Annotated in this window: 19 protein-coding genes; 13 read left to right on the top strand and 6 right to left on the bottom strand. The window is 71.9% G+C overall.

Features of this window, described 5'->3' with window-relative positions; genetic code table 11:
- Positions 1-22: 22 nt before the first annotated feature.
- From ACIRFL_RS00585 to ACIRFL_RS00575, 3 genes are all read right to left on the bottom strand, one after another.
- Positions 23-1,054, bottom strand: coding sequence for an SDR family oxidoreductase (locus ACIRFL_RS00585; RefSeq protein ID WP_404022746.1), 1,032 nt, complete (start codon positions 1,052-1,054; stop codon positions 23-25).
- 109 nt (positions 1,055-1,163) lie between these two features.
- Positions 1,164-1,490, bottom strand: coding sequence for a plasmid stabilization protein (locus ACIRFL_RS00580; protein ID WP_404022745.1), 327 nt, complete (start codon positions 1,488-1,490; stop codon positions 1,164-1,166).
- Positions 1,491-1,597: 107 nt separating this feature from the next.
- Complete coding sequence (locus tag ACIRFL_RS00575; protein ID WP_404022743.1) at positions 1,598-2,074, bottom strand: SRPBCC family protein; 477 nt, start codon at positions 2,072-2,074, stop codon at positions 1,598-1,600.
- 231 nt (positions 2,075-2,305) lie between these two features.
- On the opposite strand from ACIRFL_RS00575, the gene ACIRFL_RS00570 reads away from it, so the two are divergent.
- The 5 genes from ACIRFL_RS00570 to ACIRFL_RS00550 all read left to right on the top strand — a co-directional run bounded on the left by ACIRFL_RS00570 (position 2,306) and on the right by ACIRFL_RS00550 (position 5,604).
- Entirely contained in the window at positions 2,306-2,962 is a 657-nt protein-coding gene (locus ACIRFL_RS00570; RefSeq protein WP_404023154.1) for an HAD family hydrolase, read from the top strand.
- 111 nt (positions 2,963-3,073) lie between these two features.
- A complete protein-coding gene (locus ACIRFL_RS00565; RefSeq protein ID WP_404022741.1) occupies positions 3,074-3,676 on the top strand; it encodes a flavodoxin family protein in 603 nt (200 codons plus the stop codon).
- A 23-nt stretch (positions 3,677-3,699) separates the two neighbouring features.
- Positions 3,700-4,374 carry a HemK2/MTQ2 family protein methyltransferase gene (locus ACIRFL_RS00560; protein ID WP_404023153.1) on the top strand — a complete coding sequence of 225 codons (675 nt, stop codon included), beginning with the start codon at positions 3,700-3,702 and terminating at the stop codon, positions 4,372-4,374.
- Positions 4,358-4,579, top strand: a complete 222-nt coding sequence (locus ACIRFL_RS00555) for a CDGSH iron-sulfur domain-containing protein (RefSeq protein WP_404022740.1) — start codon at positions 4,358-4,360, stop codon at positions 4,577-4,579. The genes ACIRFL_RS00560 and ACIRFL_RS00555 overlap by 17 nt, the downstream gene beginning before the upstream one ends.
- Positions 4,576-5,604 (top strand): iron-containing redox enzyme family protein, encoded by a 1,029-nt coding sequence (locus tag ACIRFL_RS00550; RefSeq protein WP_404022738.1) that lies wholly within the window; start codon positions 4,576-4,578, stop codon positions 5,602-5,604. Before ACIRFL_RS00555 ends, ACIRFL_RS00550 begins: the two co-directional genes overlap by 4 nt.
- 21 nt (positions 5,605-5,625) lie before the next feature.
- Here ACIRFL_RS00550 and ACIRFL_RS00545 read toward each other — a convergent pair whose 3' ends face one another.
- The gene (locus ACIRFL_RS00545; RefSeq protein ID WP_404022737.1) at positions 5,626-6,006 is read right to left on the bottom strand and encodes a DUF6479 family protein; all 381 of its coding nucleotides are present in this window, start codon (positions 6,004-6,006) and stop codon (positions 5,626-5,628) included.
- A gap of 168 nt (positions 6,007-6,174) precedes the next feature.
- Here ACIRFL_RS00545 and ctaD point away from each other — a divergent pair, with 168 nt between their 5' ends.
- A complete protein-coding gene (gene ctaD, locus ACIRFL_RS00540) occupies positions 6,175-7,854 on the top strand; it encodes a cytochrome c oxidase subunit I (RefSeq protein WP_404022736.1) in 1,680 nt (559 codons plus the stop codon).
- Entirely contained in the window at positions 7,851-8,252 is a 402-nt protein-coding gene (locus tag ACIRFL_RS00535; protein ID WP_404022735.1) for a cytochrome c oxidase subunit 4, read from the top strand. Before ctaD ends, ACIRFL_RS00535 begins: the two co-directional genes overlap by 4 nt.
- On the opposite strand, the gene ACIRFL_RS00530 is transcribed toward ACIRFL_RS00535, so the two are convergent.
- On the bottom strand, positions 8,170-9,699 hold the full coding sequence (locus ACIRFL_RS00530) for a cytochrome bc complex cytochrome b subunit (RefSeq protein ID WP_404022733.1): 1,530 nt from the start codon (positions 9,697-9,699) through the stop codon (positions 8,170-8,172). The genes ACIRFL_RS00535 and ACIRFL_RS00530 overlap by 83 nt on opposite strands.
- 290 nt (positions 9,700-9,989) lie before the next feature.
- Here ACIRFL_RS00530 and ACIRFL_RS00525 point away from each other — a divergent pair, with 290 nt between their 5' ends.
- On the top strand, positions 9,990-10,862 hold the full coding sequence (locus ACIRFL_RS00525; protein ID WP_404022731.1) for an SDR family oxidoreductase: 873 nt from the start codon (positions 9,990-9,992) through the stop codon (positions 10,860-10,862).
- Between the two features lie 87 nt (positions 10,863-10,949).
- Here the strand turns inward: ACIRFL_RS00525 and ACIRFL_RS00520 are convergent, their stop codons facing one another.
- The gene (locus tag ACIRFL_RS00520) at positions 10,950-12,134 is read right to left on the bottom strand and encodes an alcohol dehydrogenase catalytic domain-containing protein (RefSeq protein ID WP_404022730.1); all 1,185 of its coding nucleotides are present in this window, start codon (positions 12,132-12,134) and stop codon (positions 10,950-10,952) included.
- A 190-nt stretch (positions 12,135-12,324) separates the two neighbouring features.
- On the opposite strand from ACIRFL_RS00520, the gene ACIRFL_RS00515 reads away from it, so the two are divergent.
- The 5 genes from ACIRFL_RS00515 (at position 12,325) to fdh (ending at position 20,158) form a co-directional block, all read left to right on the top strand.
- A complete protein-coding gene (locus tag ACIRFL_RS00515; protein WP_404022728.1) occupies positions 12,325-14,535 on the top strand; it encodes a catalase in 2,211 nt (736 codons plus the stop codon).
- A 109-nt stretch (positions 14,536-14,644) separates the two neighbouring features.
- Entirely contained in the window at positions 14,645-15,691 is a 1,047-nt protein-coding gene (locus tag ACIRFL_RS00510) for a 4Fe-4S dicluster domain-containing protein (RefSeq protein ID WP_404022726.1), read from the top strand.
- A complete protein-coding gene (gene nrfD / locus ACIRFL_RS00505) occupies positions 15,688-16,707 on the top strand; it encodes an NrfD/PsrC family molybdoenzyme membrane anchor subunit (protein WP_404022725.1) in 1,020 nt (339 codons plus the stop codon). The genes ACIRFL_RS00510 and nrfD overlap by 4 nt, the downstream gene beginning before the upstream one ends.
- Before the next feature lie 13 nt (positions 16,708-16,720).
- The gene (locus tag ACIRFL_RS00500; RefSeq protein ID WP_404022724.1) at positions 16,721-16,894 is read left to right on the top strand and encodes a hypothetical protein; all 174 of its coding nucleotides are present in this window, start codon (positions 16,721-16,723) and stop codon (positions 16,892-16,894) included.
- A gap of 3 nt (positions 16,895-16,897) precedes the next feature.
- Entirely contained in the window at positions 16,898-20,158 is a 3,261-nt protein-coding gene (gene fdh, locus ACIRFL_RS00495; RefSeq protein ID WP_404022723.1) for a formate dehydrogenase, read from the top strand.
- Positions 20,159-20,166 lie beyond the last annotated feature (8 nt).

Below are 20,166 nucleotides of genomic sequence, written 5' to 3'. Positions count from 1 at the left end.
GACGGTGGGGATGCCGGGGCGGTCAGCCGACCTTGCGGCCCCGCAGGGGTTCCGTGTCCGCTCCTTCGCCCGCTCGCAACCCGCCCAGGAACTCCCGCACCACGTCGGGCGCGCTGTGCTCCGGCTCCCAGCCCAGTTCGCCGCGGGCCCGGCCGTAGTCCATCAGGGGCAGCCGCAGCACCGCGTCGAAGAGCTGGGGTGACGCGGGAAGCAGATGGAGCCCCCAGGCCGCCGCGATCGCAGACCGGGCCGCGGTGCGGGGCAGCCGGACCGGGCGCAGACCCAGCATCTCGCCGAGCCGGTCGGCGTCGAGGGGCGGTTCGGCGGCGAGGTTGAAGGCGCCCCGCGCACCGCTGTGCCGCAGGGCCAGGTGAAAGGCGCGGGCCGCGTCGTCCGTGTGCAGGGCCTGCACCCGCAGGCCGGGCACGTCCGGCAGGAAGGGCAGCAGCTCGGGGCGGAGCAGCGGGCCGGGCAGGAACCGGCCGCCGAAGATGCGGCGCTGTTCGCTCGCGGACTCCCGCTTGAACAGGAACGCCGGCCGCATCCGGACCACCCGGATCTCGGGGTGGTCGCGTGCGAAGGCGTCCAGGGCTCGCTCCAGGTAGGCCTTCTCCCGGCAGTAGGCGGCGTCCGGCCAGCCGTGCGTGGGCCAGGACTCGTCCACCGCCCGGTCCTTGGGGCCCGGGGAGTAGGCGCCGACCGAGGAGGCGTGCAGCAGCACCGGTACCCGGGCGGCGGCCACCGCCTCGAACACCCTGATGCTGCCGAGCACGTTGGTCTGCCAGGTCTTCGCCGGATCGTGCGTCGGCTGGAACGCCCACGCCAGATGGACCACGGCGCCGGCTCCCCGGAACACCGGGGCGAGGTCGGCCTGCTCGGACGCGAGGTCGACGGCGTGCCATTCGGTCCTGTCGGGTGCCCAGCCGGGTGTGCGCCGGGCGATGCCGCGCACCCACGGGACCTGCGGGTCCTCGCTGAGCAGGCGCACCACGCTCGTGCCCAGGTTCCCGGTGGCGCCCGTGACGACGACCCCGCCGCCCGTTTCGCTGCTCATCTGCGGCTCCTTTCGGTGTGGGGGTGCACGTCACAGCCGAACCGCAGGAAGGCCGGTCCGGCTGTGACGGCGTCGGCGGCCGCCCGGAGCGGCGGGCAGGGCACTCCCGTCAGCGGCCGAGCGCGTTCTCCAGCTCCTTCTTGCTCATCGAGGAGCGTCCGTGGATGTTCCGCTTCCTGGCCTCGTCGTACAACTGGTCCTTGGTGGGGCCCTGCGCGCCGCGGTGCGAACGCTGCCCACCGCGCTCGTACGACGATTTGGCGTCACGGGTCGAGGCCCTGCCCGCGGTCTTCGACTCGCCCGACCTCGCCCTCTCCTTGTTGACCGTGCGCGCGGCGATCTCCTTGGCGCGCCCCGTCGACTCGCCGCGGTCCTCCGCGCTCTTCTTGATGTGCTCGTACTGTCGTTCCCGTTTGGAACTCGATCCGGCCGGCATGGTGCCTCTCCTCTTCGGCGTACCGGGCGTGCTGCCCGCTCACGTGGTCGTTCGGGGGCCGAGTTCCCCGAAGGAACGACCCGACGCGTGCGGCCCGCGACGGGCCGTCAGAGCATCGAGCCGGGGTCCTCGGGCCGGATCCGTCCGCGCCAGGCACCGCTCTCGCCCTCGCGGCCTTCGATGTACTCCTTGAAGCGGCCCAGGTCTGACCTGACCCGCCGGTCGATCAGGCCCAGCGCGTCCGCGCCCTTCTCGGCGACGCCCTCGGGCTCGACCTCCATCGTGAGTTCCACCCGGGTGTGCGTGTCGTCCAGCCGCTGGAACCGTACCGAGCCCCGCTGGCGTATGTCGCCGGCGATGGCGCGCCAGGTGATCCGGTCGTCCGGGAGCTGGTCGACGATCTCGGTGTCGAACTCGCGCCTGACCCCGCCGATGCTCGAGGTCCAGTGGTTGTGCCGGTCGTCGAGCTGCCTGACCTCCTCGACGCCCTCCATGAAGTTCGGGAACTCCTCGAACTGCGTCCACTGGTTGTAGGCGGTACGAACGGGGACGTCGACGTCCACCGTTTTGCTGACCGTGCTCATGTCGTCCTCCTTGTCGTCGGCCGCCGGCGCCGGACTGCCGGCGCACCATGGGTCCATGCGAGACCGGGTACCCACCCCACGCGGACGACACGACACATGTCGACGGGCGGACGCGACCTCGCGGAGCGCGGCCCACCGCCGGCCGGGGGTTCCCGCAGGGGTTTCGCCGGGTACCCGGACGTGACCCGGGACCGACCGTGGTCCCCGCTGCCGGGAGGCGTGATGGCGCAGGTGCGGCGAGCGGCCGTGTTCGACGTGGACGGGACCCTGGTCGACACCAATCACTTGCATGTGGTGGCCTGGTGGGAGGCGTTCCGCCAGGCCGGACACCGGATCACCGCGCACGCCGTCCACCGGGCGGTCGGGCTCGGCTCCGCCGACCTCGTCACGCATCTGCTGGGCGAGGCGCGGGGCCAGGACGAGGCGGCCGGTCTCAGCAGTGCCCACAAGGTGCTCTACGCCGAGTACTTCGAGCGGCTGACCGCACTGCCCGGCGCGGGACGCCTGCTGCGGCACCTGGCCGACGACGGCCGGCAGGTCGTGCTGGCCACCTCGGCGGCCGGCGACGAACTGTCCGCGCTGCGGCGGGCGATCGACGCGGACGACGCCATCGCGGCGACGGCCAGTGCCGATGACGTCACCGAAGGCAAGCCCGCTCCGGAACCCGTCGAGCGGGCCCTTGAGCTGGCGGGCGTTCCGGCGGAGCGTGCGGTGTTCGTCGGCGACACGGTGTGGGACATGCGGGCGGGCCGGCGCGCGGGGGTGCGGTGTGTGGCACTGCTCTGCGGCGGCATACCCCGCGCCGATCTGGAGGAGGCCGGCGCCGACGCCGTCTTCCGGGATCCGGCGCATCTGCTCGATTCACTGGCGCGCAGCCCCTTGGCGTGACCGGGGGCGCGCCGTTGCAGGTCCCGTTACCTCCGCCGTGCCGGGGTACTCGGACGGCGCCGCCGGCGCGACCGGTGTGCACACGTGTCGTCGATCGCTCCGGGAGCAACGGTGAAAGCACTGGTCGTCAACTGCACGCTCAAGAAGTCCCCCGAGCCTTCGAACACCGAGGCACTGGCCGCCGTGGTCGTCGCGCGGCTGGCCGAGCACGGGGTGGCGGTGGAGCAGGTACGGGCCGTGGACCTGGACATCGCGCCGGGCGTGGTCACCGACGCGGGCGACGGCGACCAGTGGCCACAGGTGCACGACAAGCTCCTGGAGTCGCAGATACTGGTCATCGCCTCGCCCACATGGCTGGGCCGGCCGTCCTCGGTGGCGCAACGCGTTCTCGAACGCATGGACGCGATGATGTCCGAGACGGACGACGAGGACCGGCCCGTCGCCTACAACCGGGTGGCGGGCGTGGTGGTCACCGGCAACGAGGACGGCGCCCACCACGTCATCAGCGAGATCTCCGGGGCGCTCGCCGACATCGGCTACACCGTGCCCGGTCAGGCCTGGACGTACTGGCATCTCGGCCCGGGCCCGGGCCCCGACTATCTGGACGAGCGGCGCGGTCGTGACTGGGCGCACCGCACCGGCCGCACCATGGCCGACAATCTGTGCGGGGTGGCCCGGGCGCTGTCCTCCGTGCCGTTGAAGGCAGCCGGGTGACCCGGATGACGCAGGCATCCCCGATGACCGCCGACACGCTCACCGCGTCATGGCCCCGCTGCTGGGTTCCCCGGGGCGTCTATGCCCCGCAGGCCGACACCGGGCTGCTGCGGCGGGCCATGTGCCGCGAGCGGATCGCGAGCGGGGCGGACGTCCTGGACCTGGGCACGGGCAGCGGCGTGCTCGCCGTGGAGGCGGCCCGGCTCGGCGGTCGTGTCACCGCGGTGGACATCTCCTTGCGGGCGGTGGCCACCGCCCGGTTCAACGCCCTGCTCAACGGGCAGAGCGTGCGCGTGCGCCACGGCGACCTGGCGTCCGCCGTGCCGGGCCGCCGCTTCGACCTGGTGGTCGCCAATCCGCCGTATGTACCCGCGCCGGGCGGGCTGCCGCGCCGGGGCCCCGCGCGGGCCTGGGACGCCGGCAGCGACGGCCGTGCGCTGATCGACCGGGTCTGCGACGCCGCCCCGGCGATCCTGCGGTCCGCGGGAGCGCTGCTGCTCGTGCACTCACATCTGTGCGGCATCGAGGACACCCTGGAGCGTCTCGAAGCGGCGGGGCTGCGCGCGGCGGTCGTCGACCGGGCCCGGCTGCCGTTCGGGCGTGTGCTGCGCTCGCGGCTCGGCTGGCTGCGCGAGCGGGGACTGGCCGCCGACACCACGACGGAGGAACTGGTGGTGATCCGTGCCGAACATGCCTGAACGCCCCCGCCGTATCCGCGTCCAGCGCGACGGGCCCCTGCTGGTGGAGGGGCCGGTCGAGGTGGTGGGCGAGGACGGTGAGGTGATCGTCTCGAAGCGTTTCATGGTCGCGGTCTGCACCTGCCGCCGCAGCCGGATCTTTCCGTGGTGCGACACCAGCCACCGCCGCCGCGACAGGCGGCACAGCGGCGGTGAGGGCGTATGACGGCCACGCCCGCCCGGCGGCACGCCCCGCTGCGCCCACCGCCGCTGCCCGAGCCGCGCGGTGCGCTGTCGGCCGCGGTGCTGGCCGCGCTGCGCGGATCGGTGCCCGGCCGTCCGCCGGTCCCGGTGAAGGGTTGCCCGTACGGCGACGATCTGCAACTCGCGCTGTATGTCCTGTACGAGCTGCACTACGCGGGCTTCGCGGGCGTACCGGACCGCCTCGAATGGGACAGCGGGCTGCTGGCGCTGCGCGGCGCGATCGAGGACCGCTTCCTCGGTGCGCTGCGCTCGGACGTGCCGGTCGCGGGCACCGACACGGCCGCGCGTGCGCTGGACGAGCTCCAGCTGGAACCGGCCGGCGACGCCGGCGGTGGTGTCTCGCACCATCTGTGCGGCGAGGGCACGCTGCGGCAGCTGCGCGAGTACGCGGCGCTGCGCTCGCTGTACCACCTCAAGGAAGCCGACCCGCACGCCTGGGTCATTCCCAGGCTGCGCGGGCGGGCCAAGGCGGCCATGGTCGCCGTGGAGTTCGACGAGTTCGGCGCCGGCCGTGCGGACGAGATCCACGCGGAGCTGTTCGCCGATCTCATGGCGGACCTCGGGCTGGACACCGCGTACGGGCGCTATGTCGACAGTGCTCCGGCCGAAGCGCTCGCGACGGTCAATGTGATGTCGCTGTTCGGTCTGCACCGGGCGCTGCGCGGTGCGCTCGTCGGGCACTTCGCCGCCGTGGAGACGACCTCGTCCCCGGCGTCCCGCCGGCTCGCCGAGGCGCTGCGCCGGGTGGGGGCCGGCCCGGCGGCCGTGCGCTTCTACACGGAGCACGTCGAGGCGGACGCGGTGCACGAACAGGTCGTGCGGCACGATGTCGTCGGCGGGCTGCTGGAGAGCGAACCCCGCCTGGAGGCCGACGTGGTGTTCGGGATCCGCGCGACCTCCTACCTCGAGGAACGGCTCGCGGCCCGGCTGCTGGGGGCGTGGCGGGGCGGGGCCACGGCCCTGCGCGGGGCAGGGCCGTCTTCCTGAGCCCTCGTGCCGGGCCGGACCTCAGGTCGCGCCGCCGCCCCCGCCGCCGAAGGACCCGCTGGAACCGGACCGCCAGCGCGGCCGGTCCTGGTCACCGCTCGGCCGGTCCGGGCTGTTGCCGAGTTCGTGGGGCGTCGGCCGGTGACCCTCCGTCGCCCGGGGCACCTCGCTGGGTTCACGCATCTGCCGTTCCTCGCCCACCGGCCCCGAACGCGGCGGCCTCGTCCGGGCGGCGGACCGGTGCGGCAGCTGCTCCCGTCGCAGCACCCTGGCCCCCAGCCGCAGCGACCACACCAGTGCGGCCGTGACGAGCAGTCCGCCGACGACGATGACGATCATCCCGGCCGTCGACCCCGCGGCGGCCATGTACTCAGGTGTCGTGTCCATCGGTGTCGTGTTCATCGGCATCGAGTACCCGGCCCGGCGCCGCCGGATTCAGGAAAGCGTGGCGCAACCGGTATTCATCGCCGCCACCGGTAGCGTCGTCACGCACAGGAGTCGCCGGTTTCCCGTCCGCCGGGCGGAGCACTCGCCCGGTGCTGTCCGCTGTCGGCCGCGGTGAGGAGGACCATGACCGAAGTGCCACAACGCCTCGGCGAGGGCGAAGGGGGCACGTCTTCGCGCACCGCGACCTCACTGGGGCGGACGCTGCTGGGCTGGGCCTCGACGACCGACCACAAGGTGATCGGCCGGCTGTACATGGTGACCTCCTTCTGCTTCTTCCTCCTGGGCGGGCTGCTCGCGCTCGCCATGCGCGCCGAACTGGCCCGTCCGGGGCTGCAGTTCGTGACCCAGCACACCTACAACCAGTTCTTCACGGTGCACGGCACCATCATGATGCTGCTCTTCGCGACGCCGATGTTCGCCGGGTTCGCGAACGCGGTGATGCCGTTGCAGATCGGCGCACCGGACCTGGCGTTGCCCCGGCTCAACGCGCTGTCGTACTGGATGTACCTCTTCGGCGGCCTCATGGTGGTCTCGGGGTTCCTGGTGCCGACCGGCGCTGCCTCGTTCGGCTGGTTCGCCTACGCCCCGCTCAACAGCGCGTACTACTCCCCCGGCGCCGGCGGTGACCTGTGGGCGATGGGGCTGGTGGTGACCGGTGTGTCGACCACGCTGAGCGCGGTCAACTTCATCACCACCATCCTGTGTCTGCGTGCCCCGGGGATGACGATGTTCCGGATGCCGATGTTCACCTGGAACGTGCTGTTCACGTCCATCCTGGTGCTGCCCGCGTTCCCGGTGCTCACCGCGGCGCTGCTGGCCCTGGAGTCCGACCGGAAGTTCGGCTCGCACGTCTTCGACGCGACCAACGGCGGCGCCCTGCTCTGGCAGCACCTGTTCTGGTTCTTCGGGCATCCCGAGGTCTATATCGTCGCCCTGCCGTTCTTCGGCATCATCTCCGAGATCATCCCGGTGTTCTCGCGCAAGCCGCTCTTCGGCTATCTGCCCATGATCGGGGCGACGACCTCGATCACCATGCTGTCGGCCGTGGTGTGGGCACACCACATGTTCGCCACGGGCGCGGTGCTGCTGCCGTTCTTCTCCGTCATGTCGTTCCTGATCGCGGTGCCGACGGGGATCAAGTTCTTCGCCTGGATCGGGACGATGGTGCACGGGTCGGTCTCCTTCGAGACGCCGATGCTGTGGTCCCTCGGCTTCCTGGTGTCGTTCCTGCTGGGCGGGCTCAGCGGCGTGCTCGTCGCCTCGCCGCCGCTGGACTTCCACGTCACCGACTCGTACTTCGTCGTCGCCCATCTGCATTACGTGCTGTTCGGCACCGTGGTCTTCGCGATGTTCGCCGGGTTCTACTTCTGGTGGCCCAAGTTCACCGGGAAGATGCTCGACGAGCGGCTGGGCAAGGTGCACTTCTGGCTGCTGTTCCCGGGGTTCCAGCTGACGTTCCTCGTGCAGCACTGGCTCGGTGAGATGGGGATGCCCCGCCGCTACGCCGACTATCTGCCCTCCGACGGCTTCACGCTTTTGAACACCCTGTCGTCGGCGGGCGCGTTGCTGCTCGGCGTGTCCACCCTGCCGTTCCTCTACAACGTCTGGCACACCTCCCGGTACGGGCGGCGCGTCGGACTGGCCGACCCCTGGGGGTACGGGCGGGCCCTGGAGTGGGCCACCGACAGCCCGCCGCCCCGCCACAACTTCGTGGCGCTGCCCCGGGTGCGGTCGGAGTCCCCGGCGTTCGACCTGCACCACCCCGACGTCGTACGCCAGGCGAAGCGGGAGGAACTGCAGTGAAGGTGGAGGCCCTGCTGTTCGGCGGTGTGGCCGTCTTCTTCGGCGGTACCGCGGCGCTCTACGGGGCGTGGTCGGGCGATCCGACCGGTACCGCGGCGCTCATCGTCGCGTTCGGCATGGCCGCGCTGGTGTCCTTCTTCTGCGCGGTGCAGTACGCCCGTCGCGGCCGGCGCCCGCAGGACCGCACCGAGGCGGAGGTCACCGATGCCGCCGGGCCGCTGGAGTTCTTCCCGCCGCACAGCCACTGGCCGATCGTGACCGCGCTCGGCTTCTCGGTCGCGGCGACCGGTGTCGTCTACGGGCTGTGGCTGTTCCTCATCGGCCTCGGTGTTCTGGCGCGGGGTGTTCTGGGTCTGGTGTTCCAGTACGCGAACCGGGGCGTCGAGCGGGAGGACTGACCGGGATGCGCGGGGCGCCCGGCCGGAAGGACGTGACCGGCCGGTGGCCGGACTCGTATCCGCCCGCCAGGGTCTGGCGCACCTCGCCGGTCTCCTCACCCTCCGTCAGGCGCTCCTGCTCGGCGGCCACGAGGGCGTGGCACAGCGCACGGACGAGCGCGAAGGCGAGGATCGGCGCCACGATCAGCGCGACCCGCAGCACCCAGGTCAGGCTGTTCACCGAGATGTGGAAGGTCGCCGCGATGACGTCGTTGCCGCCGGCCAGCAGCAGCACGCCGTAGAAGGTCACGCCCGCGACGCCGAGGCCCGTGCGCACGGGCCGCTCCCGGGGCCGGTCGCACAGGTGCCGCTCCTGCCTCCCCTCCCCGGTGAACCGCTGCTCCACGAACGGATACGCGTACAGGACGAGGAAGAGCAGCGCGGGCAGCACGACGGCCGGCAGCAGGACGTTCCACATGAGGGTGTGCCCGGCGATGTTCGTCTCCCAGGGCGGTACGAGCCTGAGGGCGCCCTCCAGGAAGCCGACGTACCAGTCGGGCTGGGACCCGGTCGACGCCTGGTCCGGCCGGTAGGGTCCGTACACCCACACCGGGTTGATCTGCGCGATGCCGGCGAGCACCGACAACACCCCGAAGAGGGCGAGGGACAGCCCGGCGGACGAGGCCGTGAACCGCGGATAGAGCGGTTTGCCGACGGCGTTCGCGTTGCTGCGGCCGGGCCCGCGCCACTGGGTGTGCTTGAGGTGGAAGACCAGCATCAGGTGCACCGTGACCAGGGCGACCAGTGCCCCCGGCAGCAGCAGGATGTGCAGGCTGTACAGCCGGGGCACCATGTCGTGTCCCGGGAACTGGGACCCGAACGCGAACAGGGCGAGGTACGTCCCCGCCACCGGAATGGACAGCATGATGCCCTGGGCGATCCGCAGGCCCGTGCCGGAGAGCAGATCGTCCGGCAGCGAATAGCCGGCGAAGCCCTCCGCGAGGGCGATCGCGAACAGCGTGACGCCGATGACCCAGTTCAGCTCGCGGGGCCTGCGGAAGGCGCCGGTGAAGAAGATCCGCAGCAGGTGCAGGCCGATCGCGGTGACGAAGACCAGCGCGGCCCAGTGGTGCAGTTGCCGGATCAGCAGGCCGCCGCGTACGTCGAAGCTGATGTCCAGGGTGGAGGCGAACGCCGTCGACATGCGCACCCCGCGCAGCGGCCGGTAGGAGCCGTCGTAGACCACCTCCCGCATCTCGGGCTTGAAGAAGAAGGTCAGCCACACGCCCGTCAGCAGCAGCAGGACCAGGCTGTAGAGGGCCAGTTCGCCCAGCAGGAACGACCAGTGGTCGGGGAACGCCTTGCGCAGCAGCGCTCCGCCGCCGTCGTACACGGGCAGCCGCTTGTCGGCCGCGTCGGCCAGCCGTTCTCCCCGGTGGCGCGCCGCGCCCGGCTCGGGCGCCGTCACGCCGGGTCCACGGCGCGGCTGACGGTTCCCTCGTGCGGCACACCGTTCACGACAGGCCTCCTCGCGGTGTCACACCCCTTTTTCTCCGGCATCCGTTGCCCGGGGGGTGCGCGGCGAGTACCCCGCCCGCGCGAAACACCCGTGCGACCGTGGCCCGGCACCCGATCGGCCGACAGGTGTGCGTGCCGCGCCCACGGCCTCGCCGGCACCGGGGCCGCGTGTGTTCCGCCGCGTGCGGGGCACCCACTGTGGTGTCCTGCGTTGTCCTGCGTGACGAAGGAGGAGGGACCATGCCCGAGGACCCCACGCGCAAGCATCCCCGCCCGGACTTCCCCCAGCAGGATCAGGAACATCCGGGCTGGACCGGGCCCATGGACCCGCCGCCCGACCACGGCGAGGACTCCTACGTGGGCAGCGGACTGCTCCGGGACCAGGCGGCGGTGGTCACCGGCGGCGACTCCGGCATCGGGCGGGCCGTGGCGCTCGCGTTCGCACGCGAAGGAGCCGACGTCCTGATCACCCATCTGCCCGCCGAGGCCGACGACGCGGCGAAGACCGCCGCCCTCGTCACGGACGCGGGCCGCAAGGCCGTCGCCGTCCCCTGCGACATCCGTGCGGAGACTCAGGTCCGCCGCCTGGTGGAACGTGCCGTCGACGAGTTCGGACGCATCGACATCCTGGTCAACAACGCCGCCTATCAGATGTCTCAGCCCGACGGCATCCAGGCGATCTCGACCGAGCAGTTCGACCGGGTCGTGCGGACCAACCTGTACGGCATGTTCTGGCTGTGCAAGCTGGCGCTGCCGCACATACCGGCGGGCGGCTGCATCATCAACTCCGCGTCCGTGCAGGCGTACAAGCCGAGTCCGCATCTGCTCGACTACGCGATGACGAAGGGCGCCATCGTGACGTTCACGCAGGGGCTCGCGCAGATGGTCGCCGCCGACGGGATCCGCGTCAACGCCGTCGCTCCCGGGCCCGTGTGGACACCGCTGATCCCGGCGACGCTGCCCGACACGGCCGAGTTCGGCAAGCAGGCCCCGCTGGGCCGCCCCGCGCAGCCGGCCGAGATGGCACCCGCCTATGTCTTCCTCGCCTCCCCGCGGGCGAGCTTCATCACGGCGGAGATCCTGAACGCGACGGGCGGCACCCCGCTGCCCTGAGCACGGTGGCCGCCGGGAGAGGGCGACTGCCGAGAACGGCGCATGCCCCGGGGCGCGGCGGCTGAAGGGCGTCGCGGTGCGGGCGGGTCAGGGATGCAGCAGGGTCTTGATCATGCCGTCCTCCTTGGCCTGGAACATCGCGTACGCCTTCGGGGCGTCCTCCAGCGGCATGTCGTGCGTCTTGAAGGTGTCGACGCCGAGCGGATCCTCGTCCGTGAGCAGCGGCACGATGTCGTCCACCCACCGCCGGACGTTCGCCTGGCCCATGCGGACCTGGATCTGCTTGTCGAACATCGTCATCAGCGGCATGGGGCTGACCGCTCCGCCGTAGACACCGGACACGGAGATCGTGCCGCCCCTGCGGACGAGGTCGATGGCGGTGTGCAGCGCGCCGAGCCGGTCCACGCCCGCCTTCTCCATGAGCGGCTGGGCCACGCCGTCGGGCAGGTGGCCCACGAACCACTGGGCGGCCTTGGCGAACGGGGCGCCATGGGCCTCCATCCCGACGGCGTCGATGACGGCGTCGGTGCCCCGTCCGTCGGTGAGGTCACGCACCGCCCTGCCCAGGTCCTTGCCGCTGTCCCGGACGTCCAGGCAGGTGACCCCGTGGGCCCGGGCGCGGGCCAGGCGTTCGTCGACCAGGTCGATCCCGATGACCAGCCGGGCTCCGCGGTGCTGGGCGATCCGGGCGGCCATGTCGCCGATCGGCCCGAGCCCGAGCACGGTCACCGTCCCGCCCGGCGGGATGTCGGCGTACTCGACCGCCTGCCAGGCGGTGGGCAGCACGTCGGACAGATACACATACCGGTCGTCGGGCGTGCCGTGGGGCACCTTGACGGGCAGCCGGTTCCCGAACGGCACGCGCAGGAACTCGGCCTGCCCGCCCGGCACCTGCCCGTACAGCTTCGTGTAGCCGAACAGCGAGGCGCCGGTGCCGTACTCGTGGACCTGGGTGGTCTCGCACTGGGAATGCAGGCCCTGGTCGCACATGAAGCAGTCACAGCAGGAGACGTTGAACGGAACGACCACGCGGTCGCCGGGGGCGAGGGCGTGCACCTCGGGCCCGACGTCCGCCACGATCCCCATCGGTTCGTGGCCGAGGATGTCGCCGTGCTCCAGGAACGGCCCGAACAGTTCGTACAGGTGCAGATCGGATCCGCAGATGCCGGAGGACGTGACCCTGACGACGATGTCGTCCGGCTTCTCGATCTTCGGATCCGGGACGGTCTCCACCCGTACGTCCCGCAATCCCTGCCAGGTCAGTGCGCGCATCGTCTCGACTCCTCCGCTCACGGCTGTGCCCGGCCGGCCACGGCCGGGCCGTCTGCGGTACTCCGAGTCCCCTGCCCGCGGGTTCCGACACGCGCGGGCCGGTCACCCGCCCGGCACGGCGATGCTCGTTTCGGCCCGGGAGCGTGGGTCACTCGTCACGTTCCCCGTCCACGTCCACGCGAGGAATCCCATGAGCCCCTCACAGCCCCTTCCCGGCCGTCCCGCACCGCAGCCGCCGCAGATCGAGGAGCCCACCGAGCCGCACGGTCCGCTGCCGCCGAAACCCGATCAGCAGGGGCCCGGCACCTACAGTCCCACCGGGCAGCCCACCGGAGCCGACGAGGCGTTGGTCGCCCAGGCCGGTGAGCGGCACACCACGGCTCAGGGCCTGCGGCTGCCGGACACGGACCACTCCCTGAAGGCCGGTCCGCGAGGCCCCGTGCTCATCCAGGACCACCATCTGCGCGAGAAGATCACGCATTTCGACCACGAACGCATCCCGGAACGGGTCGTACACGCCCGGGGAGCCGCCGCGCACGGCGTCTTCCGGGGCTACGGCACCGCGTCGAAGGTGTCCAGGGCCGCGTTCCTCGCCGAGGGCGTGGAAACTCCCGTCTTCGTCAGGTTCTCCACCGTGCTCGGTTCGCGTGGATCGGCCGACACCGTGCGCGACACCCGGGGGTTCGCGACGAAGTTCTACACCAGCGAGGGCGTCTTCGACCTGGTGGGCAACAACATTCCGGTGTTCTTCATCCAGGACGCGATCAAGTTCCCGGACGTCATCCACGCCGGAAAGCCCCACCCCGAGCGGGAGATACCCCAGGCGCAGAGCGCCCACGACACCTTCTGGGACTTCGTCTCGCTGCACACCGAGGCCGCGCACCACACCCTGTGGACCATGTCCGACCGGGGCATCCCGCGGTCCTTCCGCATGATGGAGGGGTTCGGCGTGCACACGTTCCGCCTGGTCGCGGCGGACGGCGCCACCACCCTGGTGAAGTTCCACTGGAAGCCGAAGCTCGGCGTGCACTCCCTGGTGTGGGAGGAGGCCCAGATCATCAGCGGCGCCGACCCGGACTTCCACCGGCGGGACCTCGCCGACGCCATCGAGGCGGGCGCCTTCCCGCAGTGGGAACTAGGCATCCAGGTCTTCCCCGACACGCCCGAGCAGACCTTCGAGGGCATCGATCTCCTGGACCCCACGAAGATCGTTCCGGAGGAGTGGGCCCCGGTGCAGCCGATCGGCCTGCTCACCCTGGACCGCAACCCGTCCGACTTCTTCGCCGAGACCGAGCAGGTCGCCTTCCACCCGGGGCACCTGGTGCCCGGCATCGACGTCACCGACGATCCCCTGCTCGCCGGCCGGCTGTTCTCCTACATCGACACCCAGATCACCCGGCTGGGCGGCCCCAACTTCGCGCAGATCCCCGTCAACCGGCCACACGCCCCGGTCAACGACATGCTCCGCGACGGCATGCACCAGACGGCCGTGCACCGCGGCGTCGCCCCCTACCGGCCCAACTCGCTCGACGGGGGCTGCCCGTTCGCCGCGGGCGCGGACGCGGGCGGCTATGTGGAGGCGCCCCTCGACGTGCCGGCCGCACAGAAGGTGCGTGAGGCTCCTGCCTCCTTCAAGGACCACTTCAGCCACCCCCGCAGGTTCTGGCTGAGCCTGACACCGGTGGAACGCGAACACGTCATCGCGGCCTACACCTTCGAGCTGAGCAAGTGCTACGAGCAGACGATCAGGGAACGCGTCCTGCGGACGCTCGCGCGGATCGACCCCCAGCTGTGCCAGGAGGTCGCGGCCGGTCTCGGCCTGCCCGCTCCGCAGCCGGCCGAGCCGCTCGCCGACGTCGCACCGAGCCCGGCGCTGGCGCAGGTGGGAAGGGAGTGGCCGAGCGCGGGCCGGGTCGTCGGCATCGTCGCCGACGACAAGTGCGACCTCGCGGCCGTTGAGGCCGTACGGCAGTCCGTGCTCGACCAGGGCATGGTGTCGCTCGTCATCGGTCCGACCGGCGGTGCGCTGGGCGACGGCGCGACGGGACCGGTCACCGTGCAGCGGACCTTCGCCGCCGCCCGGTCCGTCGAGTTCGACGCGCTGCTGCTGGCCGGGGCGCCCGCGCCCGCCGCGGACGCCCATGGCAGCCGGGACGCCAAGGCCGCCGGTGGCGGCAACGCGCCGGTGGACCCGCGGGTCCTGCTGCTCGTCGGGGAGGCGTACCGCCATGCCAAGGCCATCGGTGGCTGGAACGGCGCCCAGCAGGTCTACGACGCCCTCGGCATCGTCCCCGACGCGCCGGGCGTGGTGAGCGGGGACGACGGCACGTCCGTGCTGGGCCTCGTCACCGGACTGCTGGCCCAGCACCGGGTGTGGGACCGCTTCCCGGCGAGGCTGTGACCCGGTTTCGGGCGCGCGCGTCGCGGCCGGCCGTGCCAGGCTCGAAGCAGAGCCGCAGCGACGGCGGGACAGGCCGAAGAACGGGTGCCCTGATCGAGGAGGGCGAGCCATGACCCACAGCGACATCGGCGGGACACATCGGCCGGAGCAGGACGCGGTGCACGGCAACCAGTTGTTCGGTCCCCAGCCGGACGTGGCGGGCGCCTCCGGGTACCCCGACGCCCCGCCGCGCATGGGCTTCTTCACGGACACCTCCGTGTGCATCGGCTGCAAGGCGTGCGAAGTGGCCTGCAAGGAGTGGAACGCCGTACCGGAGGACGGCCTGGAGCTGACGGGCATGTCCTACGACAACACCCAGGGGCTCGGCGCCGACACCTGGCGCCATGTGGCCTTCATCGAGCAGCGGACACCGGTGCGCGCCGGCCCCGGGGACGGGCACGAGGACATGGATGCCGCCGGTGTCTTCGATGTCTTCGACGCCGCCCGCGGCCTCGGCGCCTTCCCCGGCGCGACGGCCTCGGCGGCCGGCACCGCGGCCGAGGACGGCCCGGCCGGGCAGATCTCACCGGTGGCCCCCGACGGCCGCACCGAGTTGCGCTGGCTGATGTCCTCGGACGTGTGCAAGCACTGCACCCATGCCGCCTGCCTGGACGTGTGCCCCACCGGATCGCTGTTCCGTACCGAGTTCGGCACGGTCGTCGTCCAGGAGGACATCTGCAACGGCTGCGGCTACTGCATACCCGCATGCCCCTACGGGGTCATCGACCAGCGCCGGGGCGACGGGCGCGCCTGGAAGTGCACCCTGTGCTACGACCGGCTCGGGACCGGCCTGGAACCGGCCTGCGCCAAGGCCTGCCCGACCGAGTCGATCCAGTTCGGCCCCCTGGACGAGCTGCGCGAACGGGCCGCGGACCGGGTGGCGCAGCTGCACGCGTCCGGGGTCACCGAGGCCCGGTTGTACGGAGAGAGCCCCGACGACGGAGTGGGCGGCGACGGCGCGTTCTTCCTGCTGCTGGACGAGCCGGAGGTCTACGGCCTGCCGCCCGACCCGGTCGTCACCACCCGGGACCTTACGGACATGTGGCGGCACGCGGCCGTCGCCGCCGTCTCGCTCGCCGCGCTCGCCGTCGCCAGTTTCACCAGGAGGCCACGATGACCGGATCCGATGGGCCGCGCCCTGGGAAGCGGGACGCCAAGGCCGGCCTGACGGCCGCCGCCACGGCGCCCACGGGGCGCCGCCGACGCCGCCGCGGACGCGGCGAGCAGGCCATGGTGCCCGAGGCGCGGTTCTCCTCGTACTACGGCAGGCCGGTGGTGAAGAAACCGGTCTGGGCGCCGCTCGACATCGCCGGATACCTGTACCTCGGCGGGCTCTCCGGTGCCTCGTCGCTGCTGGCCGCAGGCGGGCAGGCCACCGGGCGTCCCGCGCTCGCCAGGTCGGCGAAGCTGGCCGCGGCGGGCGCCATCTCGCTGTCCCTGGTCGCGCTGGTCCACGACCTGGGCCGGCCGGAGCGTTTCCTCAACATGCTGCGCGTCTTCAAGCCGACCTCGCCGATGAGCCTCGGGTCCTGGCTGCTGGCCGGATACGTCCCGCTGACGATGGCCGCGGCGGCGACCGACGTCGCGGGCCGCTGCCGGCTCGTCGGCTCCGCCGCCACGGGGGCCGCGGCGCTGCTCGGCCCGGCGGTCACGACGTACACCGCCGTGCTGATCTCGGACACGGCGGTGCCGTCCTGGCACGAGGGCCATCGCGAGATGCCGTTCGTCTTCGCCGGTTCCGGCGCCACCGCGGCGGCCGGGCTCGCACTGGCCGCGGCCCCCGTCGCGCAGACCGGCCCCGCGCGCCGGCTGGCGCTGCTCGGGGCGGCCCTGGAACTGGGCGCGTTCCAGGCGATGAAGCGGCGCATGGGCCTTGCGGCCGAACCCTACGAGCAGGGCGGGCCGCGCGCGCTGATGCGGTCGGCGGAGATCCTCACGGCGGGCGGCGCGGCGCTCGCCGGGTGCGCGGGCCGGCGGCGCAGCCGGCCGCTGGCCGCGGTGGCCGGGGCCGCTCTGCTGACCGGCTCGGCCGCCCTGCGCCTCGGCGTGTTCCACGCCGGGGTGGCCTCCGCCGAGGACCCGAAGTACACGGTCGTGCCCCAGCGCGAGCGCCTTCGGGCCCGCACCGGCTGACGGAGGCCCACGCATGGTCGGGACAGACACGGTCAGGGGAGACAGGGCACGGCACGGGTACCCGCTGATCGAAGATGCCGTCACCGCCGTACCGCGGGACAATCGACGCGGAAACAGCCGGGAGCGGCCGCAGGACGCCGGGGCCGCGCGGGTCACCGACCGCGCGGCAGGCGGGCGGGAGGTCTGACTCATGGGTGTGCGCACCTGGATCGACTCGTGGCCGGTCTACCGCCAGCTCAGGGGCACCGACCCGCTGGGCCGCGGAGCCGCCGCCAAGAGCGAGGGCAGCGCGCGGCTCGCCCCGCGCACCGCGAGCGCGGAGCGGGTGGTGAAGTCGGTGTGCCCGTACTGCGCGGTGGGCTGCGGCCAGAACGTCTACGTCGAGGGCGGGCGGGTCACCCAGATCGAGGGCGACCCCGACTCCCCCGTCTCCCGCGGCCGGCTGTGCCCCAAGGGCTCGGCGAGTCTCCAGCTGACCACCGGTGACGCCCGCGAGCACTATGTGCTGTACCGGCGTCCGCACGGCACCGGGTGGGAACGGCTCGGCCTCGACCGGGCGATGGACATGATCGCCGACCGGGTGATCGAGGCACGGCGGGCCGGCTGGCAGTGGGAGGTCGAGCAGACCCGCACGCGGCGCACCCTCGGCTTCGCGAGCCTGGGCGGCGCCACGCTCGACAACGAAGAGAACTACCTGATCAAGAAGTTGTTCACCGCGCTCGGCGCCATCCAGATCGAGAACCAGGCGCGTGTTTGACACTCCTCCACCGTTCCCAGTCTGGGAACCTCGTTCGGACGCGGCGGCGCGACCACCTTCCAGCAGGATCTGCAGAACTCGGACTGCATCGTCATCCAGGGCTCGAACATGGCCGAGTGCCATCCGGTCGGCTTCCAGTGGGTGATGGAGGCCAAGGCCCGCGGTGCGAAGGTGATCCACGTCGACCCGCGCTTCACCCGCACCAGCGCGCTGGCCGACCTGCATGTGCCGCTGCGCGCGGGCACGGACATCGTCTTCCTCGGTGGGATCATCAACTACGTCCTGCAGAACGACAAGTACTTCCGTGACTATGTGGTGGCGTACACCAACGCGCCCACCGTGCTGCGGGAGGACTTCAGGGACACGGAGGACCTGGACGGCGTCTTCTCCGGCCTGGATCCGGACAACCGCCAATATGACAACAGCAGTTGGCAGTACGAAGGCATGCAGGTGCAGGCGGCGTCCGGCCAGCGCGACCGCTGGTACGACGAGCGCACCAGGGGCGGCAGGTCGCTGACCGAGGCCGCGCGCGGCGAGGTCCACGGCTCCGGCGGTGCGGACATCGGCGTGGGCGAGCCGGAGCGGGACGAGACGCTGAGCCACCCGCGCTGCGTCTTCCAGGTGCTCAAGCGGCACTACGCCCGCTACACACCGCGGATGGTGGAACAGATCTGCGGGGTGCCGCAGGACCTGTTCCGGCAGGTGTGCGACCTGGTCACGGACAACTCGGGCCGGGACCGCACGACGGCCTTCGCCTACGCGGTCGGCTGGACCCAGCACACGGTGGGCGTGCAGTACATCCGCGCGGCCTCCATCCTCCAGCAGCTCCTCGGCAACATCGGCCGGCCCGGCGGCGGCATCCTCGCCCTGCGCGGCCACGCCTCCATCCAGGGGTCGACGGACATCCCCACCCTGTTCGACCTGCTGCCCGGCTACATCCCGATGCCGCACGCGCACCTGAACCAGGATCTGGACGCCTTCGTCGAGGCGGACTCGGCACGCAAGGGCTACTGGGGCGACATGCGCTCCTATCTGGTGAGCCTGCTCAAGGCGTACTGGGGCGAGGCCGCGCGGGCCGAGAACGACTTCTGCTTCGACTACCTGCCGCGCCTGACCGGCTCCCACTCCACCTACGATACGACCATGGCCCAGCTGGAGGGCACCTGCAAGGGCTACTTCCTGTACGGCGAGAACCCGACGGTCGGCAGCGCCAACGCCAAACTGCAGCGCCTGGGCATGGCCAACCTGGACTGGCTGGTGGTCCGGGACTTCTCGCTGATCGAGTCGGCCACCTGGTGGAAGGACGGCCCGGAGATCGAGACGGGTGAGCTGCGCACCGAGGACATCCGCACCGAGGTGTTCTTCCTGCCGGCCGCCGCGCACACCGAGAAGGACGGCAGCTTCACCAACACCCAGCGCATGCTGCAGTGGCACCACCAGGCCGTCGAGCCGCCCGGCGAGGCCCGCAGCGACCTGTGGTTCACGTACCACCTGGGGCGGCTGATCCGGCGCAAGCTCGCCGGCTCCACCGACCCGATGGACCGTCCCGTGGTGGATCTGGCCTGGGACTACCCCACGAAGGGCCCGCTCGCCGAACCGGACGCGGAGGCCGTCCTCGCCGAGATCAACGGCCGCGACGCCGACGGCCACCCGCTCTCCTCCTACCAGCAGCTCAAGGACGACGGCTCCACCCAGTGCGGCTGCTGGATCTACTGCGGGGTGTACGCCGACGGGATCAACCAGGCGGCCCGTCGCAAGCCGGGCGCGGAGCAGAACTGGGTGGCGGGCGAGTGGGCGTGGGCCTGGCCGGCCAACCGCCGCATCCTGTACAACCGGGCCTCGGCCGACCCGGACGGCAGGCCGTGGAGCGAGCGCAAGGCGCTGGTGTGGTGGGACGCGGAGCAGGGCCGGTGGGTGGGCCACGACGTCCCCGACTTCCCGCAGGGCAGGTCCCCGCACTACCAGGCGCCGCCGGACGCGACCGGCGCCGACGCCCTGTCGGGCACCGACCCGTTCATCATGCAGGCCGACGGCAAGGCGTGGCTGTACGCGCCCTCGGGGCTCACCGACGGTCCCCTGCCCGTGCACTACGAGCCGCAGGACTCCCCGTTCCGGAACCTGCTGTACGGCCGGCAGCGCAATCCGGTACGGCAGCTGATGCCGTCGCTGCCGGACAACCGCTACCAGCCGAGCGCCGGCGAACCGGGCACGCAGGTGTTCCCGTACGTCGCCACCACCTACCGGCTCACCGAGCACCACACGGCGGGCGGCATGTCCCGCTGGCTGCCCTATCTGGCGGAGCTGCAACCGGAGTTCTTCTGCGAGGTCTCGCCGCAGCTGGCCGCGGAGCGCGGGCTCGCCCACACCGGCTGGGCGACGATCGTCAGCGCCCGCAATGTCATCGAGGCCCGTGTGCTGGTCACCGACCGGATCCCGCCGCTGACCGTGCAGGGGCGGACCCTGCATCAGATCGGGCTGCCCTACCACTGGGGTCCCAACGGCTACAGCACGGGCGACGCCGCCAACGAACTGCTGCATCTGTCCCTCGACCCCAACACCCACATCCAGGAGGCCAAGGCGATCGCCGTCGACATCCGGCCCGGACGGCGCCCCCGGGGCCCGGCGGCCGTCGAGCTGGTGCGCGCCTACCGGGCTCGGGCCGGCATCGACGACCGGACCGGCACGCAGATGTGAGGGGACCG

This window comes from Streptomyces sp. NPDC102462 (genome assembly GCF_044765425.1).
Classification (GTDB): domain Bacteria; phylum Actinomycetota; class Actinomycetes; order Streptomycetales; family Streptomycetaceae; genus Streptomyces.
This window is presented reverse-complemented; position numbering and strand designations above follow the sequence as displayed.

What these genes read in the sequence shown, in the direction of transcription:
- ACIRFL_RS00545 (WP_404022737.1), bottom strand. Translation starts at nt 6,006, where the DNA reads ATGAACACGACACCGATGGACACGACACCTGAGTACATGGCCGCCGCG.
- ACIRFL_RS00575 (WP_404022743.1), bottom strand. Translation starts at nt 2,074, where the DNA reads ATGAGCACGGTCAGCAAAACGGTGGACGTCGACGTCCCCGTTCGTACC.
- ctaD (WP_404022736.1), top strand. Translation starts at nt 6,175, where the DNA reads ATGACCGAAGTGCCACAACGCCTCGGCGAGGGCGAAGGGGGCACGTCT.
- ACIRFL_RS00510 (WP_404022726.1), top strand. Translation starts at nt 14,645, where the DNA reads ATGACCCACAGCGACATCGGCGGGACACATCGGCCGGAGCAGGACGCG.
- ACIRFL_RS00520 (WP_404022730.1), bottom strand. Translation starts at nt 12,134, where the DNA reads ATGCGCGCACTGACCTGGCAGGGATTGCGGGACGTACGGGTGGAGACC.
- ACIRFL_RS00585 (WP_404022746.1), bottom strand. Translation starts at nt 1,054, where the DNA reads ATGAGCAGCGAAACGGGCGGCGGGGTCGTCGTCACGGGCGCCACCGGG.
- ACIRFL_RS00550 (WP_404022738.1), top strand. Translation starts at nt 4,576, where the DNA reads ATGACGGCCACGCCCGCCCGGCGGCACGCCCCGCTGCGCCCACCGCCG.
- ACIRFL_RS00580 (WP_404022745.1), bottom strand. Translation starts at nt 1,490, where the DNA reads ATGCCGGCCGGATCGAGTTCCAAACGGGAACGACAGTACGAGCACATC.
- nrfD (WP_404022725.1), top strand. Translation starts at nt 15,688, where the DNA reads ATGACCGGATCCGATGGGCCGCGCCCTGGGAAGCGGGACGCCAAGGCC.
- ACIRFL_RS00500 (WP_404022724.1), top strand. Translation starts at nt 16,721, where the DNA reads ATGGTCGGGACAGACACGGTCAGGGGAGACAGGGCACGGCACGGGTAC.
- ACIRFL_RS00515 (WP_404022728.1), top strand. Translation starts at nt 12,325, where the DNA reads ATGAGCCCCTCACAGCCCCTTCCCGGCCGTCCCGCACCGCAGCCGCCG.
- ACIRFL_RS00525 (WP_404022731.1), top strand. Translation starts at nt 9,990, where the DNA reads ATGCCCGAGGACCCCACGCGCAAGCATCCCCGCCCGGACTTCCCCCAG.
- ACIRFL_RS00560 (WP_404023153.1), top strand. Translation starts at nt 3,700, where the DNA reads ATGACCGCCGACACGCTCACCGCGTCATGGCCCCGCTGCTGGGTTCCC.